At 63.8% G+C, this 12,718-nt stretch carries 13 protein-coding genes; 12 read left to right on the top strand and 1 reads right to left on the bottom strand.

Annotated features, from left to right (window positions below; all coding sequences use genetic code 11):
• Positions 1 to 10: 10 nt before the first annotated feature.
• Positions 11 to 574, top strand: coding sequence for an elongation factor P (gene efp, locus HMI60_RS03810; RefSeq protein ID WP_011774957.1), 564 nt, complete (start codon positions 11 to 13; stop codon positions 572 to 574).
• Entirely contained in the window at positions 574 to 984 is a 411-nt protein-coding gene (gene nusB / locus HMI60_RS03805) for a transcription antitermination factor NusB (RefSeq protein WP_018777735.1), read from the top strand. The genes efp and nusB overlap by 1 nt, the downstream gene beginning before the upstream one ends.
• Positions 985 to 1,078: 94 nt before the next feature.
• On the opposite strand, the gene HMI60_RS03800 is transcribed toward nusB, so the two are convergent.
• Positions 1,079 to 2,329 (bottom strand): PrsW family intramembrane metalloprotease, encoded by a 1,251-nt coding sequence (locus HMI60_RS03800; protein ID WP_370584096.1) that lies wholly within the window; start codon positions 2,327 to 2,329, stop codon positions 1,079 to 1,081.
• Between the two features lie 155 nt (positions 2,330 to 2,484).
• Here HMI60_RS03800 and pyrR point away from each other — a divergent pair, with 155 nt between their 5' ends.
• The 10 genes from pyrR to rpoZ all read left to right on the top strand — a co-directional run bounded on the left by pyrR (position 2,485) and on the right by rpoZ (position 12,712).
• A complete protein-coding gene (gene pyrR, locus HMI60_RS03795) occupies positions 2,485 to 3,069 on the top strand; it encodes a bifunctional pyr operon transcriptional regulator/uracil phosphoribosyltransferase PyrR (protein ID WP_018777733.1) in 585 nt (194 codons plus the stop codon).
• On the top strand, positions 3,066 to 4,094 hold the full coding sequence (locus tag HMI60_RS03790) for an aspartate carbamoyltransferase catalytic subunit (protein ID WP_193590593.1): 1,029 nt from the start codon (positions 3,066 to 3,068) through the stop codon (positions 4,092 to 4,094). Before pyrR ends, HMI60_RS03790 begins: the two co-directional genes overlap by 4 nt.
• Positions 4,094 to 5,416: a dihydroorotase gene (locus HMI60_RS03785; RefSeq protein WP_055975935.1), complete on the top strand. Its 1,323-nt coding sequence runs from the start codon at positions 4,094 to 4,096 to the stop codon at positions 5,414 to 5,416. The genes HMI60_RS03790 and HMI60_RS03785 overlap by 1 nt, the downstream gene beginning before the upstream one ends.
• Complete coding sequence (locus tag HMI60_RS03780; RefSeq protein ID WP_018777730.1) at positions 5,416 to 5,937, top strand: hypothetical protein; 522 nt, start codon at positions 5,416 to 5,418, stop codon at positions 5,935 to 5,937. The genes HMI60_RS03785 and HMI60_RS03780 overlap by 1 nt, the downstream gene beginning before the upstream one ends.
• Positions 5,918 to 7,162 carry a glutamine-hydrolyzing carbamoyl-phosphate synthase small subunit gene (gene carA, locus HMI60_RS03775; RefSeq protein ID WP_026267162.1) on the top strand — a complete coding sequence of 415 codons (1,245 nt, stop codon included), beginning with the start codon at positions 5,918 to 5,920 and terminating at the stop codon, positions 7,160 to 7,162. The genes HMI60_RS03780 and carA overlap by 20 nt, the downstream gene beginning before the upstream one ends.
• On the top strand, positions 7,162 to 10,470 hold the full coding sequence (gene carB, locus HMI60_RS03770) for a carbamoyl-phosphate synthase large subunit (RefSeq protein WP_018777728.1): 3,309 nt from the start codon (positions 7,162 to 7,164) through the stop codon (positions 10,468 to 10,470). The genes carA and carB overlap by 1 nt, the downstream gene beginning before the upstream one ends.
• Positions 10,463 to 11,335, top strand: a complete 873-nt coding sequence (pyrF, locus tag HMI60_RS03765; RefSeq protein WP_110504687.1) for an orotidine-5'-phosphate decarboxylase — start codon at positions 10,463 to 10,465, stop codon at positions 11,333 to 11,335. The genes carB and pyrF overlap by 8 nt, the downstream gene beginning before the upstream one ends.
• A gap of 157 nt (positions 11,336 to 11,492) precedes the next feature.
• Positions 11,493 to 11,819 carry an integration host factor, actinobacterial type gene (gene mihF, locus HMI60_RS03760; protein WP_039241672.1) on the top strand — a complete coding sequence of 109 codons (327 nt, stop codon included), beginning with the start codon at positions 11,493 to 11,495 and terminating at the stop codon, positions 11,817 to 11,819.
• Positions 11,820 to 11,840: 21 nt separating this feature from the next.
• A complete protein-coding gene (gene gmk / locus HMI60_RS03755; RefSeq protein WP_018777725.1) occupies positions 11,841 to 12,413 on the top strand; it encodes a guanylate kinase in 573 nt (190 codons plus the stop codon).
• Between the two features lie 38 nt (positions 12,414 to 12,451).
• On the top strand, positions 12,452 to 12,712 hold the full coding sequence (gene rpoZ / locus HMI60_RS03750; RefSeq protein ID WP_017197559.1) for a DNA-directed RNA polymerase subunit omega: 261 nt from the start codon (positions 12,452 to 12,454) through the stop codon (positions 12,710 to 12,712).
• Positions 12,713 to 12,718 lie beyond the last annotated feature (6 nt).

Here is a 12,718-nt window from a genome sequence, read left to right as displayed (position 1 = left end):
GAGGATACGAGTGGCAACCACAAACGACATCAAGAACGGGACCGTACTGAAGCTCGAGGGCCAGCTCTGGAACATCATCGAGTTCCAGCACGTCAAGCCGGGCAAGGGCGGTGCCTTTGTCCGCACCAAAATGCGCAACGTCATGTCCGGCAAGGTGGTCGACAAGACCTTCAACGCCGGCCTGAAGATCGAAACCGCAACGGTTGACCGCCGCGACTACCAGTACCTGTACCAGGATGGCGAAGACTTCGTCTTCATGGACACCCAGGACTACGACCAGATCACCGTTTCCGGTGCAACAGTCGGCGACGCCACCAACTTCATGCTCGAGAACCAGATGGTGAACATCGCCATCCACGAAGGCACTCCGCTGTACATCGAGCTGCCCCCGAGTGTCGTTCTCGAAATCACCTACACCGAGCCCGGCCTGCAGGGCGACCGCTCCTCCGCCGGAACCAAGCCGGCTACGGTGGAAACCGGCTACGAGATCCAGGTGCCGCTGTTCGTTGAGCAGGGAACCAAGGTCAAGGTCGACACCCGCGATGGCAGCTACCTGGGCCGGGTCAACGACTAGTGAGCGCACGCGGTAAAGCCCGTAGCAGGGCCTTGGAAGTACTTTTCGAAGCGGAGCAGCGCTCAGTTTCGGCTTTCGATGCAATGACAGCGCGTCGGGAGAAGACAGACCTCGTCATCAACCCCTACACGGTGGAAATAGTGGAGGGTGTTGTCTCCATGCAGGCAACCATTGATGAGTTCCTGGAGACCTACGCACAAGGCTGGACCTTGGAGCGCATGCCCTCCGTTGACCGCATCATTCTTCGTATCGGTGCGTGGGAACTTCTCTACAATGATGAAGTTCCGGACGGAGTGGCCGTAAGCGAAGCCGTGGCCCTCGCCAAGACGATGTCCACTGATGAGTCCCCGGCCTTCATCAATGGCTTGCTGGGCCGTCTGCAGAAGCTCAAGCCGTCGCTGCTGGCCTAGCCGGTAGGGCAGTATTCGAAAATGGACCCTCCTCCCCGGAAAACCGGAGAGGAGGGTCCATTTTTTCGGGCAAATACCGGAACTGCCCCGGGACCTAATGGAGGACAGCGGCCCTCAGTGCGGGGATGAGCCGGAGGTGTTCGATTTCGTCGTGTTGGTGCACGGGGACGTCGCGGCCACTGAGTATCCGTTGGCGTGTGAAAGCCAACGCGGTTGCCCCCTTGATGAATGCCTTCATCTGCCCGCCCCGGCCCCTCGATGCAGCCCAGCGAAGTGCCTGGCGCCTGCCCCGGGAGGTAGCCAGCATCTCCACCTCTGCCGGCGTGAACCAGCCGGCGCGGGCGTATTCCAGAAGCCGTTGACGGGTCAGCTTTCCCTCGGCGACGCGAAGCAGGATCACGCCGACGACGGCAACCAGGAAGATTGGTACCTGCACTGCGAAGTACTCCACCAGGAAGTTCTGCCCCATGCTGTTCCAGCGGTTGTGCAGGAACATTGCCGGCAGCAGGCCGATGAAGAAGGCCAGGACCGCATATCCTGAGTGCCATTTCCTGGCAGCGAATCCCATGATCAAACCGGTCGTGCCCGTGAATACTGCGTGGGCAAAGGGAGACATGACGCCACGAAGGATGAAAATGCGTACCAAATCGGTCCCGGGATCAGTGGAAGAAGCGATTTCGCGCCCGAAGTAGAGGATGTTCTCAGTGAAAGCGAACCCCGCCGCAATGGTGAACGCGAACACCACGCCATCCACGGGACCGTCGAAGTACTTGCGGGCTGCCAGGATCAGGACCAGGAGTCCCAGTGACTTCGTGAATTCCTCCACGATCGGGGCCTGGACCGTCGCCATGAAATAGGCGAAGGCCTCTTCGCTCCCGGTGGGAGCGGCAAGCGCGAAAAGCGGTTGGATCAACAGCGTGCCGGCTATGGAAACGGCCGCACCCCACGTAAAGGCGAACCAGAGCAGCCGCGGCGGTTCGGGCTCCCACCGGTCTATGACGCGCACCGTCAACAGGACGATGGACAGTGGGATCAATGAGACCAGGAAGCCGATGATGAACCCTGCGATCCCCGTATTTCCCAAGAGGAACGGCACTACCAACAGAAGACTACCCAGGGCCAGGACGGTGCCGACGATCAGCAAGGGAAGGGTGCCCCAGCTCCGGCGTGCAGGCCGTGCCGGTGGCGTGGCCCAGTTTTGCTGTGGCAGGGACGCCGGGTTTCCCGGGGCTGCCTGGTAGTTTCCCGGCTGAACGCGACCGATCCACGTGGGGTTGGCACCTGGCTCCAGGTAAGGCCTTGGATAAGGATGTCCGCCGTGCTGACCGGGCTGGTTCATGCTCATGAGAAAGAGCCTATTCCACGCTCGGAAATGTGAGCTTAAACTCACCCACCTGCCAAGGACCCGCGCGGTCGTCCCATGGCCGCTGTGATACTTTTGGAGAGCAAATATTCCTTTTTTAATTCCGTCCCGTGAGGCGGGGAAAGGGGAGACGAGCGATGACTGAAGTCACTTCTGCGCACGTGCCGTCGCGGGTTGTCCTCAACCAGGCGGATATCGATCGTGCGCTTACTCGTATCGCCCACGAGATCCTCGAAGCCAACAAAGGCTCGCAGGACCTGGTTCTGTTGGGCATTCCCAGCCGCGGTTATCCGCTGGCCGTGCGGCTCGCCAATAAGATCGCCGCAGCCGACCCCACGGTTAACGCCGGGGCCATTGTCGGCCAGCTGGACGTCACCATGTTCCGTGACGACCTCTCCCACCAGCCCACCCGGCCTCCGCACCACACCCGGCTTCCGCTGTCCGGCATCGACAACAAGGTTGTTGTGCTCATTGACGACGTCCTCTACTCGGGACGCACCATCCGTGCAGCCCTGGACGCCCTTGTCGATCTCGGCCGTCCACGCATCGTCCGCCTTGCGGTCCTGGTAGACAGGGGCCACCGCGAACTTCCCATCCGCGCCGACCACGTGGGTAAGAACCTGCCGACCTCCTCTGCGGAAAAAGTCCGGGTACACCTCGAGGAAACTGATTCCGTAGATGGCACACCCGTCAACGAGGTAGTAATCGAGGCGGGCAAGTGAAGCACCTTCTTTCCACGGAAAACCTGGTCGCATCCGACGCCATCCGCATCCTGGACACCGCGGAAGAGATGTCCGAAGTGGGGGACCGCGAGGTCAAGAAGCTCCCCGCGCTCCGCGGCCGCACCGTAGTGAACCTATTCTTCGAGGACTCCACGCGAACCCGGATCTCCTTTGAAGCGGCGGCCAAGCGCTTGTCCGCCGATGTCATCAACTTCGCAGCCAAGGGATCCTCCGTATCCAAGGGCGAGTCCCTCAAGGACACCGCGCAGACCCTCGCGGCCATGGGCGCGGACGCCGTCGTCATCCGCCACTGGGCTTCGGGCGCGCCGCACCGCCTGGCCGCTACGGACTGGATCGATGCCGCGGTGATCAACGCCGGCGACGGTACTCACGAGCACCCGACACAGGCACTTTTGGACGCCTTCACCATGCGCAGGCACTGGTCGAAGCTCAACGGAGTCGCATCCACGGGAGCGGACCTGGCAGGCATGCGGGTCGCCATTGCGGGGGACGTGCTGCACTCGCGCGTGGCCCGCTCCAACGTCTGGCTGCTGAAGACCCTGGGTGCCGAGGTCACCTTGGTTGCGCCACCCACCCTGCTGCCCATCGGCGTCGAGCACTGGCCCTGCAAGGTCAGCTACAACCTGGACGAAACGCTCCAGTCCGGTATTGACGCCATGATGATGCTGCGCGTCCAGGGTGAGCGGATGAACGCCTCGTTCTTCCCGTCCACCCGTGAATATTCGCGCCGCTGGGGCTTCGACGACGCCCGCCTCCGCGCCTTGGATGACCTGGGCATGAAGGACACCATCATCATGCACCCCGGCCCCATGAACCGTGGCCTGGAGATTTCATCCGCCGCCGCCGACTCGCCCCGTTCCACCGTGCTTGCGCAGGTACGAAACGGCGTTTCGGTCCGCATGGCGGCCCTGTACCTGCTGCTGTCCGGAGATACCCGCGAAGCAGCCCCACTGAACATTGTCACACCGGCTTTCGCAAGCCCGTCCAGCAAGGAGAGCAACTGATGGCCGAGAACACTTACTTGATCCGCGGGGCCGCCGTCCTCGGTGGCGAGGCCCAGGACCTGCTGATCCGAGACGGCGTAATTGCCGCCCGGGGTGCGGACCTTTCCGATGAGGGCGCCACCGTGATCGACGGCAAGGGCCTGGTGGCCCTGCCGGGCATGGTGGACGTCCACACGCACCTGCGTGAACCCGGTCGCGAGGACGCCGAAACAGTGGAGACCGGCACCCGGGCTGCTGCCCTCGGTGGCTTTACGGCCGTCCACGCCATGGCCAACAGCAACCCCGTGGCTGACACCGCCGGTGTCGTCGAGCAGGTCCACAGCCTGGGCCGTGCGTCCGGCTGGGTCGATGTGCGTCCTGTCGGCGCAGTCACCGTGGGTTTGGCCGGCGAGCAGCTCGCCGAGCTTGGCGCCATGGCCGACTCCCGCGCGCAGGTGCGGATGTTCTCCGACGACGGCATCTGCGTTCACGACCCGGTACTCATGCGCCGCGCGCTTGAGTACGTCAAAGCGTTCGACGGCGTCGTGGCCCAGCACGCGCAGGAACCCCGCCTTACCGCCGGGGCACAGATGAACGAGGGCACAGTCTCCGCAGTCCTGGGACTGACCGGCTGGCCGGCCGTTGCCGAGGAAAGCATCATTGCCCGAGACGTCCTGCTTACCCAGCACGTCGGGTCCCGGCTGCATGTGTGCCACGTTTCCACTGCCGGGTCTGTTGAGATCGTGCGCTGGGCGAAGGCCCGTGGCATCAACGTCACCGCCGAAGTGACCCCGCACCACTTGCTCCTGACGGACGAATTGGTCCGCAGCTACGACCCCGTCTACAAGGTCAACCCGCCGCTGCGCACGGATGCCGATGTGCAGGCCCTGCGTGAAGGACTGGCCGACGGCACCATCGACGTCGTCGGAACCGACCACGCCCCGCACCCCAGCGAGCACAAGGAGTGCGAGTGGGCGCAGGCGGCCATGGGCATGACGGGCCTTGAAACGGCGCTCTCGGTGGTTCAGGAAACCATGATCGAAACCGGCCTCATGACCTGGGCCGACTTCGCAAGGGTCACCTCGTTCACCCCCGCCGTCATCGGCCGCGTGGCCGACCAAGGCCGTCCGCTGGAAGTTGGCGAGCCGGCCAACGTCATCCTGGTGGACCCGGCTGCGCGTTGGACGGTCGACCCCCATAAGATGGCAACCATGGGCCGCAATTCACCGTTCAAGGGCAAAGAGCTGCCCGGATCCGTGGTGGCTACCTTCTTCAAGGGCCACCCCACGGTCCTCGACGGCCGGCTCAACACGCCCTACCAGCACCCGGCAGTCAGCAACTGATGAGCAACCAGACATTGACTGTGCTCACCACGGTGCCGCTGATCGTTGCCGTACTGGTGATGATCTGGCTCGGGTGGCGGAACCGGCTGAGGCGACAAGCCGACGTCGAACGTCTGCCTGCGGTGCCGGAACAGCTGACGCCGGCGAGCGTCGTCGCTGATGGCCAGTACGTGACCACCACGACGGCGGGCGACTGGCTCGACCGCATAGCGGCCCAGGGCCTGGGCATCCGGACCAACGCGGAACTGAGCATCCACGCCGAAGGCGTGTTGTTCGACCGCTCCGGTGCCGCCCCCGTCTTCATCCCGCGGCGGTCCCTCGTGGACAGCCGCGAAGCCAACGGCATGGCCGGGAAGTTCGTCGAAAAAGACGGCCTCCTTGTCATCAGCTGGAGGCTTGGCGCCCGGGAACTCGATACCGGATTCCGGTCCCGGCACTCAGCCGACAAGAAGCTCCTCCTTGAAGCCCTCCAGGAATTGATCTCCGCAGCCCCTCAGGCAGATGCCGATAGTGGAAAGTAATAAAGTGACGGAAAGTAACGCAGCCACCAAAACCACCCCCTCCGCAGCAGTACTGGTGCTCGAAGACGGCCGCATGTTCCGCGGCCGCAGCTACGGCGCCCAGGGAACCGCACTGGGAGAGGCCGTCTTCGCCACCGGCATGACCGGCTACCAGGAGACCATCACCGACCCCTCGTACGCCCGCCAGCTGGTCGTCCAGACTGCGCCGCACATCGGCAACACCGGGGTCAACAGCGAAGACGCTGAATCCCGCCGCATCTGGGTGGCCGGGTACATTGTCCGTGATGCCGCGCGCCGGCCTTCCAACTGGCGCTCGGAGCGAAGCCTGGACGAGGAACTCGTCGAACAGGGCATCGTGGGCATCCAGGGCGTGGACACCCGTGCCATCACGCGCCACCTCCGCGAGCACAAGACCATGCGGGCCGGTATCTTCTCCGGCGAGGCCGCCCGGGCCACCGACAAGGAATTGTTGGACGCCGTCCTGGCCAGCGCGCCCATGGAGGGCGCAGCCCTTGCCGAGGAAGTCTCCATCGACGAGGCCTACGTGGTCGAACCCAAGGACCACGGCTGGGAAGGCGAACCCCGCTTCTCCATCGCCGCTGTGGACCTCGGCATCAAGGCAATGACTCCCGTGCGTTTCGCCGAGCGCGGCGTGCGCGTGCACGTCCTGCCTGCCACGTCCACGCTTGAGGACGTGAACGCGGTCAAGCCCGATGGCTTCTTCATGTCCAACGGCCCCGGCGACCCCGCCACTGCCGACCACCAGGTTTCCCTGCTGCGTTCGGTGCTGGACGAGAAGCTGCCGTACTTCGGAATCTGCTTCGGCAACCAGATCCTGGGCCGCGCCCTGGGCTTTGGCACGTACAAGCTCCGCTATGGCCACCGCGGCATCAACCAGCCCGTGATGGACCGCCGTACCGGGAAGGTGGAAATCACCTCCCAGAACCACGGCTTCGCAGTGGACGCGCCGCTGAACGGATCCACGGTGGCGCCGGAGGAGCGTTACGGCCGTGTGGAGGTCAGCCACGTCTCGCTGAACGACGACGTCGTCGAAGGCCTCGCCTGCCTCGACATCCCGGCCTTCTCGGTCCAGTACCACCCGGAGGCAGCCGCCGGCCCGCACGACGCCGCGTACCTCTTCGACCGCTTCATCGACCTCATGGCCGATACCAAAGCCGCCGCTCCCGCAAAGAACAACGACTCCAAGACTGAGGACAAGAAGTAATGCCCAAGCGTACAGATCTCAAGAGCGTCCTTGTCATCGGTTCCGGTCCTATCGTCATTGGCCAGGCGGCCGAGTTCGACTACTCCGGCACCCAGGCCCTCCGGGTCCTGAAGGAGGAGGGCCTCCGGGTCATCCTGGTCAACTCGAACCCGGCCACCATCATGACGGACCCCGAGTTCGCCGATGCCACCTACGTTGAACCCATCACCCCTGAGGTGGTGGAGAAGATCATCGCCAAGGAGCGCCCGGACGCCATCCTGCCCACCCTTGGTGGCCAGACGGCCCTGAACACGGCCATCGCCCTGGATAAGAACGGCGTACTGGAGAAGTACAACGTCGAACTCATCGGTGCCAACATCGCCGCCATCGAACTCGGCGAGGACCGCGAGAAGTTCAAGGGCGTCGTGGAGCGTTGCGGCGCCGAGTCGGCACGCAGCCACATCATCCACACCATGGATGAAGCTTTCAAGGCAGCCGAAGACCTGGGCTACCCCATGGTGGTCCGGCCGTCCTTCACCATGGGCGGGCTGGGTTCCGGCCTCGCGTACAACGAGGACGACCTCCGCCGCATCGTCGGCCAGGGCCTCCAGTACAGCCCCACCACCGAGGTCCTGCTTGAGGAGAGCATCCTCGGCTGGAAAGAATACGAACTCGAGATGATGCGCGACAAGAACGACAACGTCGTTGTCGTCTGTTCCATCGAGAACTTCGACCCCGTCGGTGTGCACACCGGCGACTCCATCACGGTTGCTCCTGCCTTGACCCTGACGGACCGCGAGTACCAGAAGCTGCGCGACGTCTCCATCGCGGTTATCCGCGAAGTCGGCGTCGACACCGGTGGCTGCAACATCCAGTTCGCCATCGACCCCGCCACGGGCCGTGTGGTGGTCATCGAAATGAACCCGCGCGTTTCCCGCTCCTCGGCGCTGGCCTCGAAGGCAACCGGTTTTGCCATCGCCAAGATCGCCACGAAGCTCTCCCTGGGATACACCCTGGACGAGATTCCGAACGACATCACCCAGAAGACCCCGGCTTCCTTCGAGCCGACCCTTGACTACGTGGTAGTCAAGGTTCCGCGCTTCGCTTTCGAGAAGTTCCCGGCAGCAGACAACACGCTGACCACCACCATGAAGTCGGTGGGCGAAGCGATGGCCATGGGACGCAACTTCACCGAGGCCCTGCAGAAGGCCCTGCGTTCATTGGAGCAGAAGGGCTCCCAGCTGGACTTCAGCTCCGTCCCGGAATACGAAGTGGCAGAGCTCATCGAGAAGGCCAAGCGGCCTACCACGGAGCGTCTGCACCAGGTACAGCGGGCCCTCCTTGGCGGTGCCACCGTTGAGGACCTTTTCGAAGCCACCAAGATCGACCCCTGGTTCCTGGACCAGCTCCAGCTGCTCAATGAGACTGCCCAGGAAATCCGCAAGGCCGGCGTTCTCACCGAGGAAATGCTGCGCAACGCCAAGCGCCACGGCTTCTCCGACGAGCAGATCGGTGCCTTGACGCACAACAACGAGGCCGTGGTCCGCGGTGTTCGCCAGGCCCTGGGCATCCGCCCGGTCTACAAGACGGTGGACACCTGCGCCGCCGAATTCGCCGCCTACACCCCGTACCACTACTCCTCCTACGATGAGGAGGACGAAGTAGGCCTGCACTCCAAGCCCTCCGTCATCATCCTCGGCTCCGGCCCCAACCGCATCGGCCAGGGCATCGAGTTCGACTACTCCTGCGTCCACGCTTCCATGGCCTTGCGCAAGGCCGGCTACGAGACCGTCATGGTCAACTGCAACCCGGAGACTGTGTCCACGGACTACGACGTTTCCACGCGTCTGTACTTCGAACCGCTGACCCTTGAGGACGTCCTCGAGGTCATCGCTGCGGAGGAGCGCACGGGCGGCGTCATGGGCGTCTTCGTGCAGCTTGGCGGCCAAACCCCCTTGAAGCTGGCACAGCAGCTTGCCGACGCAGGTGTTCCCATCCTGGGCACCTCGCCGGAAGCGATCGACCTCGCCGAACACCGTGGCGCCTTCGCCCGGGTCCTGGACGAGGCCGGCCTGACCTCCCCGAAGAACGGCACCGCCGTTTCCTTCGAGGACGCCAAGAAGATCGCCGACGAAATCGGCTACCCCGTGCTGGTCCGCCCGTCCTACGTGCTGGGCGGCCGCGGCATGGAGATCGTCTACGACGAAGCAAACCTTTCCCGCTACATCGCGAACGCCACCGAGATCACCCCGGATCACCCGGTCTTGATCGACCGCTTCCTTGAAGACGCGGTGGAGATCGATGTCGATGCCCTCTTCGACGGCACCGACATGTACCTCGGCGGCATCATGGAGCACATCGAAGAGGCCGGTATCCACTCCGGTGACTCCGCGTGTGTCCTGCCTCCGATCACCCTTGGCAACAACGTGATCGAGCGCGTCCGGACGGCAACCCGTGCGATCGCCGAAGGCGTGGGCGTACGTGGCCTCATCAACATCCAGTTCGCCCTTGCCTCCGACGTCCTGTACGTCCTGGAAGCAAACCCCCGCGCCTCCCGTACCGTTCCGTTCGTCTCCAAGGCAACGGGCGTGCAGATGGCCAAGGCCGCTGCCTTGATCGGTACCGGCGTCACCATCAACCAGCTCCGCAGCGCGTACAAGATGCTGCCGGAAAGCGGCGACGGCTCAACGCTGCCGCTGGATGCTCCGGTTGCCGTGAAGGAAGCCGTGCTGCCGTTCAGCCGCTTCCGTACGCCGGAAGGCAAGGTCGTCGACTCCTTGCTCGGCCCGGAAATGCGCTCCACCGGTGAAGTCATGGGTATCGACAAGCACTTCGATACCGCCTTCGCCAAGAGCCAGGCAGCAGCCAACAACGCGCTGCCTACCGAAGGCAAGATCTTCGTTTCCGTGGCCAACCGGGACAAGCGTTCGGTGATCATGGGCGTCAAGCGGCTCTCGGACCTTGGCTTCGAGATCGTCTCCACCGGTGGCACCGCCGACGTCCTGCGCCGCAACGGCATCCAGGCGACTCCGGTCCGCAAGGTTGCCGAGGGAAGCAGCGCCGAAGGTGAGGGAACCATCGCGGACCTCGTAATCGCCGGTGAGATCGACATGGTCTTCAACACGCCTTCCGGTGGCGAAGCCCGCAGCGATGGATACGAACTCCGCGCCGCAGCGACCTCCATCGGCATTCCATGCATCACCACCGTTGCTGAGTTCAACGCGGCAGTTCAGGCGATCGAGGCCCTGCGGACCTATGAATGGTCGGTGACCAGCCTGCAGGAGCACGCAGCCAACCTGTCGGCAGCCATGGAAGCCGCACATGCCTGAGACTGCAGCATCACAGCAGGCGCAGCAGCCGGTCCGGGAGTCTTTCGGCTCCCGGCTGGCTGCCGCCATGGCCTCCCGCGGTCCGCTGTGCGTCGGGATTGATCCGCACCCGCAGCTCCTGGCGGACTGGGGTTTGAACGACGACGTCGAGGGGCTGGAGCGCTTCTCGCTCTCGGTGGTTGAGGCGGTGGCTTCCCTCGCTGCCGCGGTGAAGCCGCAGGTGGCGCTGTACGAACGCCACGGTTCGGCCGGCATGGCTGTGCTGGAACGAACGCTTGCGGCCTCAGCGGACGCCGGGGTGCTCAGCATTGCTGATGCCAAGCGTGGCGATATCGGTTCCACCATGGCGGCCTACGCGGATGCCTGGCTGCGGGATGGGTCGTCGTTGGCTGCGGATTCGGTGACGTTGAGTCCGTACCTGGGATTTGAGTCGCTGCGTCCCGCCCTGGATCTTGCAGCCCGGAACGGCCGGGGGGTGTTCGTGCTTGCGCTGACATCGAACCCCGAGGGAAAGTCGGTTCAGCACGTCGGAGGCGAACACTCCGTGGCCCGCAGGATCGTGGCCGCAGCCGCTGCGGAGAACCAGCGTTATGAGGGTGCACTGGGATCGGTGGGCCTGGTGGTCGGTGCCACTATCGGCTCGGCCCTGACAGATCTGGGCATCGAGCTTGGCCCGGTCCGCGGAGCTATCCTTGCGCCGGGACTCGGAGCCCAGGGCGCGACGCCTGCCGACCTCCGTGCGACCTTCGCTGACGCGTATCCGCAGGTCCTGGCCACCTCCAGCCGGGGAATCCTGGCAGCAGGTCCGTCCATTCCGGCTTTGCGCGCCGCAGCCGGGGAGACCCTGGCCGGGCTTCGTTCCTGAGGCAACGCGGGGTCACTTTTGGCCCATGATGGGGCTGACTACCGGCCATAAGTGACCCCGCGTTGGTCCAACGCATTGCGCAACTGCGCCCCTGGCGGTAGGTTCAGGATCAGTCGCGTGATCTGCATCACAAACTCGATCTGACAGGGGTTCGGCAGTGGGCCTGAAAGAGCTGACACCGCAAGAGCGTGCCGATGCGTTGGAAAAGGCTGCCAAGGCCCGGGCCGTGCGGGCCGCGGCCAAGGAGCGGCTGAAGCGTGGAGAAGTGAGCATCGCGGAGTTGATCTCCTCAGGCGCCACTGACGAAGCGATCGCGCGCATGCGTGTGGTGGAGTTGCTGGAAGCCCTGCCGGGGATTGGTCCCGTCCGGGCGGCCGGGATCATGGCGGATATCGGCATTGCCGGATCCCGGCGTATCAGGGGGTTGGGAATCCACCAGGCCCGGGCGCTGGTAGATTTTATGGATACCCAACAAAGCGTTTGACGCATCTCCCCGAAGGAATCCGTGAGCAAGAATCCTGGACTGACCGTCCTTGCAGGCCCCACTGCCGTTGGCAAAGGAACCGTATCCACGTACATCAGGGACAACTATCCAGAGGTTTGGCTTTCGGTTTCAGCCACCACCAGGGCCGCCCGTCCGGGTGAAAAGGATGGTGTCCATTACTTCTTCAAGTCAGCCGAAGAGTTCGATGCCCTGGTAGCCGACGGCGAACTGCTGGAGTGGGCCGTAGTTCACGGCCAGAACCGCTACGGCACCCTTCGCAGCACCGTCAACGCTGCGATCGCCGAAGGTAAGTCCGTCCTCCTCGAGATCGACCTCCAGGGGGCGCGGCAGGTCAAGGCGGCTGTGCCCGACGCCAACTTCGTCTTCCTGGCCCCGCCCAGCTGGGACGAAATGGTCCGCCGGCTGGTTGGCCGCGGCACGGAAACCGCGGAGGAACAGCAGCGGAGGCTGGAAACCGCTAAACTGGAACTTGCTGCTGAACCGGAGTTTGACCACACCGTCATTAATGACGACGTTCGCCGGGCAGCGGACGAGCTTGTTTCACTCATGGGGCTTACCCCGCACGGGCGCTAAAGCGCCTGTTTGTTGGCCCGCTAGAATTTGGAGAATTCGTGTCCACGAACCTTGAAGGCATCATCAACCCGCCGATCGATTCGCTGCTTGAGGCTGCCGATTCCAAGTACGGCCTGGTGATCTTCGGCGCCAAGCGTGCCCGCCAGATCAACGCTTACTACGCCCAGCTGCACGAGGGCCTGTTCGAGTACGTCGGTCCCTTGGTTGACACCAAGCTGAACGAGAAGTCGCTCTCGATCGCCCTCCGCGAGATCAACGAAGGCCTTCTGGTTTCCACGCCGATCGAGCCCGCAGAATAAAGCAGA

The organism is Paenarthrobacter sp. YJN-D (assembly GCF_015040335.1).
Taxonomy (GTDB): Bacteria; Actinomycetota; Actinomycetes; order Actinomycetales; family Micrococcaceae; genus Arthrobacter; species Arthrobacter nicotinovorans.
This window is presented reverse-complemented; position numbering and strand designations above follow the sequence as displayed.

What these genes read in the sequence shown, in the direction of transcription:
- HMI60_RS03800 (WP_370584096.1), bottom strand. Translation starts at nt 2,329, where the DNA reads ATGAGCATGAACCAGCCCGGTCAGCACGGCGGACATCCTTATCCAAGG.
- pyrR (WP_018777733.1), top strand. Translation starts at nt 2,485, where the DNA reads ATGACTGAAGTCACTTCTGCGCACGTGCCGTCGCGGGTTGTCCTCAAC.
- HMI60_RS03785 (WP_055975935.1), top strand. Translation starts at nt 4,094, where the DNA reads ATGGCCGAGAACACTTACTTGATCCGCGGGGCCGCCGTCCTCGGTGGC.
- HMI60_RS03780 (WP_018777730.1), top strand. Translation starts at nt 5,416, where the DNA reads ATGAGCAACCAGACATTGACTGTGCTCACCACGGTGCCGCTGATCGTT.
- carA (WP_026267162.1), top strand. Translation starts at nt 5,918, where the DNA reads ATGCCGATAGTGGAAAGTAATAAAGTGACGGAAAGTAACGCAGCCACC.
- carB (WP_018777728.1), top strand. Translation starts at nt 7,162, where the DNA reads ATGCCCAAGCGTACAGATCTCAAGAGCGTCCTTGTCATCGGTTCCGGT.
- pyrF (WP_110504687.1), top strand. Translation starts at nt 10,463, where the DNA reads ATGCCTGAGACTGCAGCATCACAGCAGGCGCAGCAGCCGGTCCGGGAG.